Here is a 13,222-nt window from a genome sequence, read left to right on the forward strand (position 1 = left end):
ACTGAATGGTATCCAAGCACGCTTTTATTTAAGTAGATGCTGTATGTACAAGGGGAGTAAGTAGAGATGATGTTTATCGGCATTGATATTAGTAAAGAGAAGATTGATTTATCGTGGTTGAGAGACCAACTTACAAATAAAATTAAAACAAAAGTCTTTAAAAACAAGCGCCAAGATTTTGTAACAATAGAAAAATGGCTTTTAAATACAACAAAAAGCGCTGCTAATGAGCTCGTTATCACCCTCGAACCAACGGGTGTTTATCATGAAGCGCTGATGTATTTTTTACACGAGCAAGGCTTTAATATTATTTTAGCGAATCCCAGTAAAGCTAAAAAGTATGCAGACGCTTTAAACATAATTCACAAAACAGACAAATCTGATGCAACGATGCTTGCTCATTATGGCTGTGCTAAGCACGCAGTCGTTAATTATTGGCAACCTGAAGCATTAGCAATTAGAGAGCTTAAAGCCCTTATTCGTCGTTTAGATGCGCTTGAGAGTAACCGACAACGAGAAGCTAACCGATTAGAAGCAAGTGAATTCAGCAACGTTTCCGCGCGTGTTTGCCAATCGATAAAAGTGACTATCGCGTTTTTAGACGATGAAATTAAACAGCTTAAATCTGACATTGATAACCACATAGATAATGAACCTGATTTAAAAAGAAACAGGAAACTACTTGAGTCTATTTCTGGCATTGGGCCCGTACTATCGAGAGAGCTGACGTATTTATTTGCGGCTAAAAAATTCAATAAAGCCAAAGAAGCGGCGGCTTATTGTGGATTAATCCCACGGCATAATGAATCGGGTAAATTAAAAGGGCGAACATCAATCAGTAAACTTGGCCCAGCCAGAATTCGATGTAAACTTTATATGGCAGCCGTTGTTGCTGGGCAATGGAATAAAACAATAAAACGACACAAGTTAACGTTAATAAATAATGGTAAAACACCAATGCAAGCTGTGTGTGCAAATATGCGAAAGCTAATTCATATATGTTTTGGTGTAATAAAAAACCAGGAAGCGTTTAAGCTCCAAGAAAGTTAAATACGACCTTGAAGCTTAAAATGAGAGATGGTATCTACAAGATAAACACAAACTTAAACCTTGGCGGTAGACGCTGAGCTTGCTCGCGTGAAAAGCGTAGCTTTTAATCATTTAATTAAAACGTTATTTCACAAAGAGAAAAAACGAGGGTAAATGAGAAGCCATAGTCAACCTACGCGTTACTTCTCTAAAGCACAGCGTCTCTTAACCTCTTTGTGAACAAATTACTTTTGTGGTTATAAATCACTTACCCACTAAAAGTCTTAATAATTTCTTCTTTTCTAAAACAATCATTACTGTGATCGTTAACCATACCGCAGGCCTGCATATGAGCGTAAACCGTTGTAGGGCCTAAAAACTTAAAACCCCGTTTTTTTAAGTCTTTAGCAAATGCGGTTGATCCCTCTGTAATTGCTGGGTAGTCCTCAGCGTTATTTAAATTACTTATAATCGGCTTATTACCCACAAACTGCCATTGGTAGTTACTAAAACTTCCAAATTCTTTTTGGATTTCTATAAAGCGCTTTGCGTTGTTAACAGTTGCCGAAATTTTTAAGCGATTGCGCACAATACCCTCATCAAGCATTAGTCTCTCAACGTCATCTTGTGTGAATTGGGCTACCTTTTTTACATCAAAATTAGCAAATGCTTTTTTATAACCGCTGCGCTTTTTTAAAATTGTGTACCAGCTTAAGCCGGCTTGCGCTGATTCTAGCGTGATAAATTCAAACAGCTTTGTATCATCATAAAGAGGCACGCCCCATTCTTCATCATGGTAAATAACGTAGTCGGGTTTAGTGGTGTCGAGCCACGGGCAACGGCACTTTATTTGCTCACTCATTATTATTCCTTTTTGCGTGCGTCATTTTTATGTCGCTCAAATTATTGATGTAACTTAATGATAAGTATGTAAATAAATTTTGGTATAAATCGTGCATTTAGACATATATCTACATCAATTCGAGATTTGATTATGGCTCTTGCTAGCGTGCTAAAACCACAGTTTTTTTCTGCAAATCAGTATAACCCATGTTTACTTCAAGAGGAGTACATTGGTGAATTAAGCGATCTGCGCAAGCAAGCAAGTTGGCTTTCACATTTGGTTGATACCATGCCAGCAGGCGTGGTTGTACTAGATGGCAAAGGCTTGATTGCAAAAGCGAATCAAATAGCGATTGATATGCTTGGCGAGCCACTTGAAGGCGAACGCTGGTTTAATGTTATTCAGCGCTCTTTTAGGCCGCATCAAGATGATGGTCACGAAGTGTCTTTAAAAGATGGGCGCTTAATAAAACTTGATATTACCGCTTTAGCCCCAGAGCCTGGGCAACTTATATTAATGACGGATTTAACCGAAACCCGCCGCTTACAGAAACGTGTTGCACATATGCAGCGATTAAGCGCGCTGGGTAAAATGGTTGCGTCATTAGCGCATCAAGTCCGTACGCCGCTCTCAGCCGCTATGCTTTATGCTGCTAATTTAGGGTCTAAGCGCTTACCCGAAGCATCTCGCGATAACTTTCAAACAAAGTTAATGTCGCGCTTAAAAGATTTAGAAACTCAAGTAAACGACATGCTGTTATTTGCTAAAAGTGGCGATCAGCAAGTGGTTGAGCAAGTTTCAATGCAGCAGCTTTTAACAGAAGTTAAAGCAGGCGCTGATGCTATGGTCGCACTTAATGAAAGTGAACTGGATGTAAGCTTACCAGAACCCGATATACAAATAGTCGGTAATAAAACGGCACTGGCCAGTGCTATTCAAAATCTTGTGCACAATAGTATTCAAGTTATTGGCGGCGGTGCAAAAGTAAAAATTAGCGCACAAAGAGATTTAAAAGATTTAGATATGGTTCGTATTAGTGTGAGCGACAATGGCCCAGGTGTTGATTTAAGCCAAAGCGATAAAATCTTTGAACCATTTTTTACTACAAAAAGTCAGGGCACAGGTTTAGGGCTTGCTGTAGTGAGTTCGGTGGCTAGTGCACACCAAGGCCGTGTTGATGTGACTAATAATACGCATGGTGGTGCCTGCTTTAGCTTGTTACTGCCTATTAAGGCAACATCTAAATTAGAGGGTTCATTATGAGTAACACTATTTTAGTTGTCGAAGATGACGCTGGGCTTCGTGAAGCCTTAATAGATACCCTTGAAATGTCGGGTATTGAATGTGTTGCAGCGAACAGTGCTGAGCAAGCAATGATATTGCTTAAAAAAGATCAATTTTCGCTTGTTGTAAGCGACGTGCAAATGGGCGCAATGAGTGGACTTGATTTACTACGCAGTATTAAATTAAACCACCCTGATTTACCTGTATTGATGATGACGGCGTATGCCACAATTGACGATGCGGTAGAGGCCATGCGCCTAGGTGCAATTGACTACATGGCAAAACCATTTGCACCTGAAGTGCTGTTAAATATGGTGAGCCGTTATTTGCCTGAAAAAGCAAAAGAAACCGACGGCCCCGTTGTTGCTGACCCAACTAGTATTCAATTATTGGAGCTTGCAAGTAAAGTAGCACGCTCTGATGCAAGTGTAATGGTACTTGGCCCAAGTGGTTCAGGTAAGGAAGTACTTGCGCGTTATATTCATGATAAGTCGAGCCGATGTAATGAGCCATTTGTGGCGATTAACTGCGCGGCTATTCCTGAAAATATGCTCGAAGCCACGTTATTTGGTTACGAAAAAGGGGCTTTTACGGGGGCGATTCAAGCATGTCCGGGTAAGTTTGAGCAAGCACAAGGCGGTACTATTTTACTTGATGAAATTACTGAAATGGATTTAGGGCTACAAGCTAAACTTTTACGCGTACTGCAAGAACGTGAAGTAGAGCGTTTAGGGGGGCGTAAAACTATTCAGCTCGATGTACGTATTTTGGCAACCAGTAATCGTGATTTAAAAGAAGCTGTAGTAGATAATCAGTTTAGAGAAGATTTATATTACAGGCTTAATGTTTTTCCACTTATGTGGCGACCATTGTGCCAACGCCCAGGCGATATTATTGTATTGGCTAAGCATTTAATTGAGCGCCATATAAGTAAAAGCAAAGAGCCTATGGCGTATTTAGATAAAGCTGCCGAGCAAAAGTTACTGGCTCATGCGTGGCCTGGTAATGTGCGCGAGCTTGATAACGTTATACAGCGTGCACTTATATTGCGAAGTGGCGATACAATAAACGAGCATGCTATTTTTATCGAAAACTTAGTATCTAATAACTTTGTTATGGAGCCTTCATTGGCACCGGCGCAAACCGTATCGCCAACAGAATTAGCACATGCAGACAAAGGTGTTGATAAAAGCACTTTAAGCTCTGCATATTATGATGAAAAGTCGCATGCTGAGGATGAGCCTAAACAAGGTTTGCTAGCGGCAGATACCGGTAGCTATAAAGATGAGCTTAAAGACAAAGAGCATCGCATTATTTTAGAAACCCTTGCACGTTGCCAAGGTAAGCGTAAAGACGTTGCCGAAACGTTGGGCATAAGCCCACGAACTTTACGTTATAAACTAGCGCAAATGCGCGATTTAGGTATTTCACTTCCAGCTTAACCTCCTATAAACCCTAAGTTTGCGCTGCGAACTTAGGGTTGTCAAAACTCTGACTCACACAAATTAAAGTTAACCTATTGTATTTTAGTGATTAATTATTTGGCATGCTTTGTGCTTTATTACTTATAAGAGTTCACTGCGTGTCAGAGATAAATTATGAAAATTCAAAACAGTGCTGTATTTCAAGAAATGCAATCAATGGCTTTAGAAGCCGGCCGTAATAATCAAACTAATAAACTGCCAACTCAGGTGCAGTCTACTTCTACAGCACAATTTGGCGACATGCTAAGTGATGCACTAAATACAGTGCACGGTCTACAGCAAGATGCAGGTCAAAAAGTAAAAGCGGTTGAAATGGGTGATCGAAGTGTATCTCTTGCTGAGGCGATGATTGCTTCTCAAAAATCGTCAGTTGCTTTTGAGGCTACAGTACAGGTTCGTAATAAACTTGTTGAAGCTTATAAAGAAATCATGAACATGCCTGTTTAATTAGGTAGTGGAGAATTATTGTGGCGCAATCTAACCAATCTACAGACCTAGCACTTGCTGGCGGCGGTATCGACCAAAGTGGTGGTGATGATCAACAAGAACAAAAGTCAGGCTACTTAAGTGCTTTAAGTGGTGTTGATGTATTGCGCCAAGTAACACTGGTAATAGCATTAGCGATTTGTTTGGCTATCGCGATTTTCATTATTATTTGGGCTCGTCAGCCAGATATGCGGCCGTTAGGCAAAATGCAAACTGAAGAGCTTATTCAAACATTAGACTTTTTAGATGCACAAAAAATTGAATATCAACTCGATGGCAATGTTGTATCGGTTGATGAAAGTGAATACCAAAACATTAAGCTACTAATGACCCGTGAAGGGTTAGAGCAAGGTCCAGCATCAGGCTCTGACATTATTATGCAAGATATGGGCTTTGGTGTAAGCCAACGCTTGGAGCGTGAGCGCCTAAAACATGGTCGTGAACAGCAATTAGCACGCACAATTGAAGAGCTTAACAACATTACTCGCGCCAAAGTATTATTAGCTATTCCTAAAGAAAACGTATTTGCCCGCAGAGAGAAAAAACCATCAGCTACCGTTGTATTAACACTTAAACGTGGGCGCTCACTTGACCGTGAAGAAGTAGACTCTGTTGTCGATATGATTGCCTCAGCAGTACAAGGCTTAGAGCCTGCACGTGTTACAGTTACCGATCAAAATGGTCGATTATTAAATTCAGGTTCGCAAAGCTCACTAGCAGCACGCTCTCGTAAAGAATACGATTTAGAGCGTAAGCGCGAACAAGAGTACCTTGAAAAAATAGACAGTATTTTAATACCGGTTGTTGGGCTTGCAAACTATACAGCTCAAGTTGATTTGAGTATGGATTTCAGCTCGATTGAGGAAACTCAAAAGCGTTATAACCCAGACCTACCAGCGGTTAGAAGCGAAACCACATTTGAAGAAAATAACATTGGCGGCCTAGCTGTTGGTATTCCAGGTGCGCTTACAAATCAGCCACCGCTAAATTCAAATATTCCTGAGGTTGCTGGGCAAGGTGGTGCAGGCACTGCTACGTCTCCAACACGCAGCCACAAAGAAGCTACACGTAATTATGAACTCGATACAACCATTTCGCACAAGCGCCAACAAAGTGGTGTTATACGCAGAATAAGCGTATCAGTTGCTGTTGACTATATTCCTAAAGTGGGAGAAAACGGCGAAACAACCATGGCTCCACGCTCGGTTGAAGCATTGTCAAATATTCGTCGCTTACTACAAGGCGGTGTGGGCTTTGATATGCAACGTGGTGATGCACTTGAAGTAGTTACCGTGCCGTTTGTACGTGAAGCAACAAATTTAGCAATAGAAGTGCCACTGTGGGAGCAAGACTGGTTTATGAAAATAGCCCGCCTTGTACTAGGCGCCTTAGTTATCATTGTATTGATAATGGCTGTAGTAAAACCAATGCTTAAACGCTTAATTTACCCAGACGATACACTAGAAGAATACGACGAAGATGCACTAAGCTCAGGCGTAGATATTGGCGACAACACGCTTGATATGCTAAATAAAGACTTTGATTCTGCTTCGGTTGGTTTCTCAAGTGATGGTACACTGCAGTTACCAGATTTACATGGCGACGAAGATTTACTTAAAGCAATCCGTGCCCTTGTAGCTAACGAACCAGAACTATCATCACAAGTAGTGAAAGCGTGGTTAACAGAAGATGACTGATCAAGAACAAAAACAACTCCCGCCAGCCTTTGATGTAGATAAGCTTGATGGGGTAGATAAAGCCGCTATATTACTTTTGAGTTTATCAGAAGAAGATGCCGCGCAAATCCTTAAACACTTAGAGCCTAAGCAGGTGCAAAAAGTGGGTATGGCGATGGCTGGGCTACAGGACTTATCACAAGCTAAAATAAGCGCTGTACACAACTTATTTATAGAGCAAATTCAAAGCTTTAGTACCATTGGTTTTCAGTCAGAAGACTTCATTAAAAAAGCGCTTACAGCAGCACTTGGTGAAGACAAAGCCGCTAGCCTTATTGACCAAATTGTTATGGGCTCAGGCGCTAAAGGCTTGGATTCATTAAAATGGATGGACTCTAAGCAAGTCGCTAGTATTATTCGCAATGAGCATCCGCAAATTCAAACCATTGTATTATCATATTTAGAGCCAGAACAGTCAGCTGAAATTATTTCTCAGTTTCCTGAAAAAGTACGCTTAGATTTAACCATGCGGATTGCAAACCTTGAAGAGGTTCAGCCAGCAGCACTACAAGAACTAAACGAAATAATGGAAAAACAATTTGCCGGCCAAGCAGGTGCACAAGCTGCTAAAATGGGTGGTTTGAAGGCTGCAGCAGATATTTTAAATTACCTAGATACCAATGTAGAAGGGCAGTTAATGGACTCTATTCGTGAGCATGACGAAGAGATGTCGCAGCAAATTCAAGACTTAATGTTTGTGTTTGAAAACTTAATGGATGTTGAAGACCGTGGTATTCAAGCAATCCTGCGAGAAGTACAACAAGACGTATTAATGAAAGCAATTAAAGGCACCGACGATGCCCTTAAAGATAAAATACTGGGCAATATGTCTAAGCGTGCAGCCGAAATGCTTGCTGATGATTTAGAAGCTATGGCACCTGTCCGTATAAGTGAAGTAGAAGCGGCGCAAAAAGAGATTTTATCAACAGCGCGTCGTTTATCTGACTCAGGTGAAATTCAGCTGGGCGGCGGCGGTGGCGAGGAGTTCTTGTAAGCCATGAGCAAACTCAAAGGGCGCACACTTCGGGCTGATGAAGCAGATGAATTATTAAAAAACTGGGCTATTCCAGATGTAGCACCAGATGAGAGCAGCTTTGGCAATCGCTCTACGGCTTACGGCACACCGCTTAGTGATCTGTATAAAAAAGAATTAGCTGAAGAAATGCCAATTGATGAGCCACAAGAACCAGAATTGCCTGCGCTTACTATGGTTGAGCTTGAACGCATTAGGCAAGACGCCTACGAAGAAGGCCTCAAGCAAGGTCATGAGCAAGGCTACATAGACGGCTTTGAAAAAGGCGTTGGCGAAGGTAAAGAAGCAGGTTACAAAGAAGGGTTAGAGCAAGGTAAAACACAAGGCCTTGAAGATGTAAAACCATTAATTGAAGAGCAGTTAACAAGTTTAAAAGCCATTTTAGAGGGGCTAACTGCACCGCTAGATAAAGTGGACGAACAAGCTGAGAAGCAATTAGTACAACTTGCTAGCATGTTAGCGGAAGCTGTTATTTATCAAGAAGTAAAAACATCGCCAGATGCGATTTTACATACGTTAAAGCAAAGTATTGATTCACTTAATGCGGAGCAAGAAAAAGTACGAATCCATTTAAACCCCGAAGACTTAGAACTCATAAAAGAGAGCTATGGCGAACAAACCATTATTGATAATAACTGGCAATTAATGGCAGAACCCACTCTTGAACGCGGTGGCTGTGAAGTTAAAACAGCGCAATCGTCACTCGACATGACCCTTAAAACACGTGTCAAAGAAACGTTGGATAGTTTTTTGCATAATAGTGGTATCTAACTATTTTATTGGCGTGTTATGTCAACTCAACGTGCTCATTTAAGCGAACGCTTATCTCAATATCAACAACATATTAAAACTCCAGCGCCTGCTGTGGCAGGTATTTTAACGCGTGTTGTTGGCCTTACCCTTGAGGCTAGAGGTTTACGTGCACCCGTTGGTAGCCAATGTAAAATAGAAACTATGAACGGCTTTGTAGACGCCGAAATAGTCGGTTTTAACGATCAAATTTTGTACTTAATGCCTAACGACCACATCTCTGGTGTATTACCTGGTGCGCGTGTTATTCCTCAAGTAAATAATTTAGGTTTACCTGTAGGGATGAGTTTATTAGGCCGCGTGGTGGATGGTTTAGGGCGACCGCTAGATGGCCTTGGTAAAATTAATGCTGAGCATCATTTAAAGTTTGCTCAAAATACTATAAACCCGCTTTCAAGAAGACCAATCACTAAGCCTATGGATGTAGGTGTGCGTGCTATTAACTCGGTTATCACAGTAGGGCAAGGCCAGCGTATGGGCTTGTTTGCAGGCTCTGGTGTGGGTAAATCAGTACTTCTCGGTATGATGACCCGAGGTAGCGAAGCTGATGTAATTGTTGTTGGCTTAGTGGGGGAGCGTGGTCGCGAAGTAAAAGAATTTATTGAAGAAATACTCGGTGTAGAGGGGCGCAAACGTTCAGTTGTTGTCGCAGCGCCCGCTGATTCATCACCGCTTATGCGTTTAAAAGGCTGTGAGAGCGCCGTAACTATTGCAGAGTATTTTAGAGATCAGGGTTTAAACGTATTATTGTTACTCGATTCGGTAACGCGTTATGCAATGGCGCAACGTGAAATTGCACTTGCTGTAGGCGAGCCGCCTGCTACAAAGGGTTATCCGCCTTCGGTGTTTGCTAAATTACCTGCGCTGGTGGAACGTGCTGGTAATGGCGGTGAAGGGCAAGGTTCAATTACCGCCTTTTTTACGGTGTTGAGTGAAGGCGATGATATGCAAGACCCTATTGCTGATGCAGCGCGAGCTATATTAGATGGCCACATTGTACTATCGCGTGATTTAGCCGACAGCGGGCACTATCCCGCTATAGATATTGAAAAGTCGATTTCGCGTGTTATGCCTCAAGTTGTTTCTGAGCCGCATATGCAACAAGCCCGAGTGCTTAAACAAGTGTATTCAATGTACCAACAAAACAAAGACATGATTACGTTAGGCGCTTATCAAAAAGGGACCGATCAAATGCTCGACCAAGCTATAAATATGATGCCAAGAGTGAATGCATTTTTACAACAAGGTATGCGAGATGTCATTAGTTACGATGATGGTCTGCAAGGTCTTGCTCAGTTACTAGGACAAGCATAATGGCTAAAAACAAACTCGATTTATTGCTCAAAATTGAAAATGATAAAGAAGAAAATTTGCGCATGAGTTACTTACAAGCTAATCAAAACTTGCAATCGAATCAACAAAAGCTACAAGGTTTAAACAATTTTAGACTGGAATACTCTCAGCAGTTACACCTAAAAGGTAAGTCGGGTTTATCTAGTGCAGGGTTTGGTCAGTACCATGCTTTTATAGCTAAAATTGAAGAGGCAATTCGCCAACAAGCAAGTACCGTAAATACCGCTAAGCAAGTTGTTACTCAACGTAAAATTCTATGGCTTAAGCAGCAAATTAAAGCTAAAGCAGTTGCCAAATTAATCGAAAATCAAAAACTCAAAGCAAATGCGTTAATGGCAAAAAATGAGCAAAAAATGTTAGATGAATTTTCGGCTAATCAGTTTTTTCAACGTCGTAAAGCTTTGTAATTCAGGCACGTTAATTGCTTTGTTACTTAGTGGAATTCAACTTTTGGCGGTATGCGGTGGCATATTGCCGTAATGGTATTAGGTGATTTATGGCGATGAATAACATTTCGTTTTTAGTTTCTTCTGAAAAAGATTCACTGTTAGCTTTTAAAGACAATAGCTTAGCTAATGGCGAAGGAAATTTAGGCGAGGAATTTTTAAGCCAGCTAAACGAAGCGCATAACTCTATGGGGCCTTTGCTTAAAGGCAATATAAATCCCGATGCCGAAAATTCGATTGCTATTCCAAAGCATAAACAGCCAGAAAAAAATGAAAATCTGAGCGTAAAGCTAGATGAAATAGCAACGGGCGAAGTTACTTTTGTGTCTGTTGAGATGCTTGATCAAATTAATTCAGCACAAGCAATGAGCACCTCGGTCAATAAGCCGTTCGATACAACTAACAGTTTAGAATCAGAAAATGCAGAGCTAGAAGCTACACAGGTAGAGAATACCGAAATAGAAAACACAGAAATAGAAAATACAGAATTAAAAAGCACACCAGGAATTGCATCTGCTAATACAAGCAGTGAAGTATCGACTGAAGTATCGACTGAAGAAGCGAGTGTAGTGCAAAATCCGATTGCCACTAGTGTAGACTCTAAAGCGGCTAAATTAACTGATTCAAAAAGCGATAACTTAAGCTCACTACCTTTAAATTCGTTACCATTAAATGAAGGCAAAAATCATAAAAGTGGTGTTGCCGAAGGTATTGAACAGCCATTAAATCCTATAAATAAAAAGCCTGATGACAGTATTGGCCCTATAGTTAATGATGCTAAATTAGTTTCAATGGATTTAAAGGAGCAATTAGCTCAAGGCAAACCCGTTGATAAAAGCTCAAAAAATATAGTGTTGCCAATACCAGTGCCTACGCCAGCAACTCCACAAACATCTGAAAGTGAAAAAAGTGCTGCAATAGATACTTTAATGACTAAGGATACGAGCTTAATTAAAGCTAATAACGTCATTGCTAGTTTAACGCCTGAGCAGCGCTCGCAACTTAATGCGCAAATTAAGACATTAGACAATACCGACTCGACTAATAGCTCGACTACTAATCGCACTGCCAACCTTAAACAAATGCTTGCGCAATTTATTACTGATAATGAAGAAGCACAGGGTAGCGTAGCTAAACAGTCTTTTAGTTCTGAGATTGATACGCTTAATATCACTGAAAAACAAAGCTTGTTAACACAATTAAACGCTTATATTAAAGCTGAACAGCCAAAAGGCGAGCAGCTGTCAGTGCTTAAGCAAACAGTTAATGAGTTAAAGGCTTCAATTGAAATAGGTTTGGCCGATACAGCAAAATCAGATTCAAAAATGTTTGTAGCGCCAGTTACTCAGAGCGCTGTAAATGACTCGCAAAAAGTCAGCTCAAAAATATCGACAAGTGAAAATGTTGAACCAAGTAAGGCTGCCACAGCTTCTATAAAGGATGAAAACGCCACAAAGTCATCTGAGTTGATGCAAAAAGATGGCCTTAAAAAAATAACTGCAGAACAAACACCTGCACGCGTAGCACAAGTATTTACGCAAATTACAGCTGCTTTAAATACTCAGCAAATGAGCACATTAAGCCAATACGACTCACTAAGTTACGAGCAGAGCTTACTTGATACCCAAATACAAACTCAACAATTACAAAGCACGTCACAGGTTAAGCAAGTAAGTATTGATCCTGGCGTAATGCAGGCAATTAATATTGTTAAAAGTGATGCAGCTAAATTATTGCAAGAGCGCGTCAGCTCAATGCTGAGCATTAATAATAAAGAAGCAGAAATTCGACTCGATCCTCCCGAAATGGGCAGTATGCAAATACGTATTCGTAGCGATGCAGAACAAGCACATATAAACTTTGTAGTACAAAACCAGCAAGCCAAAGAAGCACTTGAACAATCAATGCCGCGCTTACGTGAAATGTTAGCGCAACAGGGATTAGAGCTTGGTGAAAGCACTATTTCTTATGGGCAATCTGATGGTGAAACTGCTGAGCACAGTGAAGCTGGAACTCAAGGTAATTTGGCTAATAATAAGTCAGTTAATGATGAAAACGACGAGCAAGCAAATAACACTGCACAAAGTTCTCGACAACAAACTTCATCATCAATAGATTACTATGCCTAAGTACTGCTATTATAATAGTTAAAACAAGCAAGTACCTTTGCAATTAAAGGAATCATGATGGCTGAAGAAGCAAGTTTAGAAATTGAAGAAACCGGTAAAAGTAAAAAGAAACTAATAATAATTATAGTGGCTGTACTACTTATAATAGGTGGTGCTGCAGGTTACTTTTTTATGTTGGGCTCGGATGCGTCAGTCGAAACCTTAGGTGAAGAAGCGGGAATCTCTGTAGATCTGTCAACTGGATTTGGTGATTCAGCTGAAATAGGCAGTGCTTTATATGTTTCTATGCCACGCCCATTTGTATTTAACGTACCTGGCTCAAGTCGCGACAGAATTGTGCAAATTAAAGTACAGTTACTAGTACGTGGTGAAGTAAATGAAGAAACAGCTAAAAAACACATTCCATTAATAGAAGGTACTCTATTAAGTGTGTTTTCTACTACAACAGCCGATGAGTTAAGTACGAGTACGGGTAAAGAAACACTTCGTTTTTCTGCACTTGAAAAAGTCCAGGAAGCTTTAATTGATGTTGAAGGCAGCAAAGTTATTGAGCGGGTATTGTTTACCGGCTTTGTGATGCAATAAGGG

The 13,222-nt window shown here is 40.6% G+C and carries 12 protein-coding genes; 11 read left to right on the forward strand and 1 reads right to left on the reverse strand.

Going from position 1 to position 13,222, the window contains the following annotated elements; genetic code table 11:
• The first annotated feature begins 66 nt into the window (after window positions 1–66).
• Window positions 67–1,050 carry an IS110 family transposase gene (locus tag H4J63_RS11195; RefSeq protein ID WP_182196609.1) on the forward strand — a complete coding sequence of 328 codons (984 nt, stop codon included), beginning with the start codon at window positions 67–69 and terminating at the stop codon, window positions 1,048–1,050.
• 247 nt (window positions 1,051–1,297) lie between these two features.
• Here the strand turns inward: H4J63_RS11195 and H4J63_RS11200 are convergent, their stop codons facing one another.
• A complete protein-coding gene (locus tag H4J63_RS11200) occupies window positions 1,298–1,891 on the reverse strand; it encodes a DNA-3-methyladenine glycosylase I (RefSeq protein ID WP_182196612.1) in 594 nt (197 codons plus the stop codon).
• Window positions 1,892–2,023: 132 nt separating this feature from the next.
• On the opposite strand from H4J63_RS11200, the gene H4J63_RS11205 reads away from it, so the two are divergent.
• From H4J63_RS11205 to fliL, 10 genes are all read left to right on the forward strand, one after another.
• The gene (locus H4J63_RS11205) at window positions 2,024–3,136 is read left to right on the forward strand and encodes a PAS domain-containing sensor histidine kinase (protein WP_008168789.1); all 1,113 of its coding nucleotides are present in this window, start codon (window positions 2,024–2,026) and stop codon (window positions 3,134–3,136) included.
• Window positions 3,133–4,599, forward strand: coding sequence for a sigma-54 dependent transcriptional regulator (locus tag H4J63_RS11210; protein WP_182196615.1), 1,467 nt, complete (start codon window positions 3,133–3,135; stop codon window positions 4,597–4,599). The genes H4J63_RS11205 and H4J63_RS11210 overlap by 4 nt, the downstream gene beginning before the upstream one ends.
• A 156-nt stretch (window positions 4,600–4,755) precedes the next feature.
• Window positions 4,756–5,088, forward strand: a complete 333-nt coding sequence (gene fliE, locus H4J63_RS11215; protein WP_165742712.1) for a flagellar hook-basal body complex protein FliE — start codon at window positions 4,756–4,758, stop codon at window positions 5,086–5,088.
• A 20-nt stretch (window positions 5,089–5,108) separates the two neighbouring features.
• On the forward strand, window positions 5,109–6,824 hold the full coding sequence (gene fliF, locus H4J63_RS11220; protein WP_024594884.1) for a flagellar basal-body MS-ring/collar protein FliF: 1,716 nt from the start codon (window positions 5,109–5,111) through the stop codon (window positions 6,822–6,824).
• Complete coding sequence (fliG, locus tag H4J63_RS11225; protein ID WP_165742711.1) at window positions 6,817–7,857, forward strand: flagellar motor switch protein FliG; 1,041 nt, start codon at window positions 6,817–6,819, stop codon at window positions 7,855–7,857. The genes fliF and fliG overlap by 8 nt, the downstream gene beginning before the upstream one ends.
• A gap of 3 nt (window positions 7,858–7,860) precedes the next feature.
• Window positions 7,861–8,667 (forward strand): flagellar assembly protein FliH, encoded by an 807-nt coding sequence (gene fliH, locus H4J63_RS11230; RefSeq protein ID WP_165742710.1) that lies wholly within the window; start codon window positions 7,861–7,863, stop codon window positions 8,665–8,667.
• Window positions 8,668–8,685: 18 nt separating this feature from the next.
• Window positions 8,686–10,020, forward strand: coding sequence for a flagellar protein export ATPase FliI (gene fliI, locus H4J63_RS11235; RefSeq protein ID WP_182196618.1), 1,335 nt, complete (start codon window positions 8,686–8,688; stop codon window positions 10,018–10,020).
• A complete protein-coding gene (fliJ, locus tag H4J63_RS11240) occupies window positions 10,020–10,466 on the forward strand; it encodes a flagellar export protein FliJ (protein WP_182196621.1) in 447 nt (148 codons plus the stop codon). The genes fliI and fliJ overlap by 1 nt, the downstream gene beginning before the upstream one ends.
• A gap of 89 nt (window positions 10,467–10,555) precedes the next feature.
• A complete protein-coding gene (locus tag H4J63_RS11245) occupies window positions 10,556–12,634 on the forward strand; it encodes a flagellar hook-length control protein FliK (protein WP_165742708.1) in 2,079 nt (692 codons plus the stop codon).
• Between the two features lie 57 nt (window positions 12,635–12,691).
• Entirely contained in the window at window positions 12,692–13,219 is a 528-nt protein-coding gene (fliL, locus tag H4J63_RS11250) for a flagellar basal body-associated protein FliL (protein WP_024606212.1), read from the forward strand.
• The last annotated feature ends 3 nt before the right edge of the window (window positions 13,220–13,222 follow it).

The organism is Pseudoalteromonas sp. 5Ae-yellow (genome assembly GCF_014077565.1).
GTDB lineage: Bacteria > Pseudomonadota > Gammaproteobacteria > Enterobacterales > Alteromonadaceae > Pseudoalteromonas.